Genomic DNA, 1,417 nt, shown 5'->3' with positions numbered 1-1,417 from the left:
GGCAGTGCGAGGGCGGCGGCGGCCGGGTCCAGGGGGGCCACCCGGAGCTGTCCGGCCTGTTCGGTGGGCAGCACCAGCTCGGTGTCGACGACGCGCAGTTCGGGGCCGAACAGGGTGGACGGCGCGGGCCGGGGCCGGTCGTCCTGGAGGGCCATGATCTCCCGCAGCACGCCGGTGAGCTGGTCGGCCATCTCCTCGGCGGAGGCGAAGCGGCGGGCCGGGTCCGGGTCGGTGGCGCGGACCAGGAAGCGGTAGTAGGACTCGTACCGGGCGAAGGCCTCGACCTGCTCGGGGCCGGGCAGCGAGTCGCGGTAGGTGCCGCTGTAGCCCTGGAAGTCGAAGGTGAGCACCGCGAGGGTGCGGGCCACGGTGTACAGGTCGGAGGCGACGGAGGGGCCGTCGGTGGCGATCTCCGGGGCCTGGTAGCCGATGGTGCCGTAGATCGGGCCGTCGTCGTCGAGCCGGCGGACCGCGCCCATGTCTATGATCTTGAGCGTGTCGCCGCTCTGGATCACGTTGTCGATCTTGAAGTCGCAGTACACCAGGCCCCGGCCGTGCAGGTACCCCAGGGCCGGCAGCGCCTCCAGCGCGTAGGCGATCGCCTGCTCGACCGGCAGCGGCTCGCGCCGGCCGTCCGCGGTGCGGCGCTCGTTGGCGATGTCCTTGAGCGACTTCCCGCCGACGTACTCCATCACGATGTAGCCGTCGGTGGCGCCGGTGCGCAGGTCCGGGTGTTCGGCGAAGTTGATGATCCGGACGATGTTCGGGTGGTCCACCTCGGCCAGGAACCGCCGCTCGGCGACGGCCACCGCGAGCGCGTCCTCGTCGCCGGTGTCCAGCAGGCCCTTGAGCACCACCCACTTGTCGTTGACCCGCCGGTCCACCGCCAGGTAGATCCAGCCGAGCCCGCCGTGCGCCAGGCAGCCCACCACCTCGTACTGCCCGCCGACCAGGTCGCCGCGGCGCAGCTTGGGCGTGAACGAGTACGGCGTGCCGCACTTGGTGCAGAAGCCGTCCGGGCGGCCCGGGCTGCCGTTCTTCTCCCGGCCCACCGGGGCCTCGCACTTGGAGCAGAACCGCTTGCGCTCGGGCACCTCGGGGTTGGCCAGCACCGCCCGGGACGGGTCGGCCGCCTCGACGGTCGGCACGGTGACCAGGCCGGCGCCCAGCCGGCTGCGGGTGCCCGCGGTGCCGCCGCCCCGGGTGGAGCGGACCGAGAGCGAGCGGCCGCTGCCGGTGCGGGTGGAGCGGTGCGAGCGGGAACGGCCGGACATCGTACGGGCCGAGCCGGTGCGGGCCGACATCGAACGGGCCGGGCCGCCGGAGCCGTGGCCGGAGCCGGTGGGGCCGGAGCCGGGGGAGACCCGGGCGGAGGGGACGTACGGCTGGGTGACACCGGTGTCGCCGCCGGGCGGGG

1 protein-coding gene is annotated in these 1,417 nt (G+C 74.2%); it reads right to left on the bottom strand.

The genetic code is table 11. The features are described from left to right. Positions 1 to 1,417: serine/threonine protein kinase (locus ACIQOV_RS41345; RefSeq protein ID WP_401056288.1), on the bottom strand; the 1,417-nt coding region annotated here is incomplete at both ends.

Source organism: Kitasatospora sp. NPDC091257 (genome assembly GCF_044757675.1).
Lineage (GTDB): Bacteria > Actinomycetota > Actinomycetes > Streptomycetales > Streptomycetaceae > Kitasatospora > Kitasatospora lactacystinica.
The sequence above is the reverse complement of the archived record's forward strand: the minus strand, read 5'-3'. Positions and strand labels throughout refer to the sequence as shown.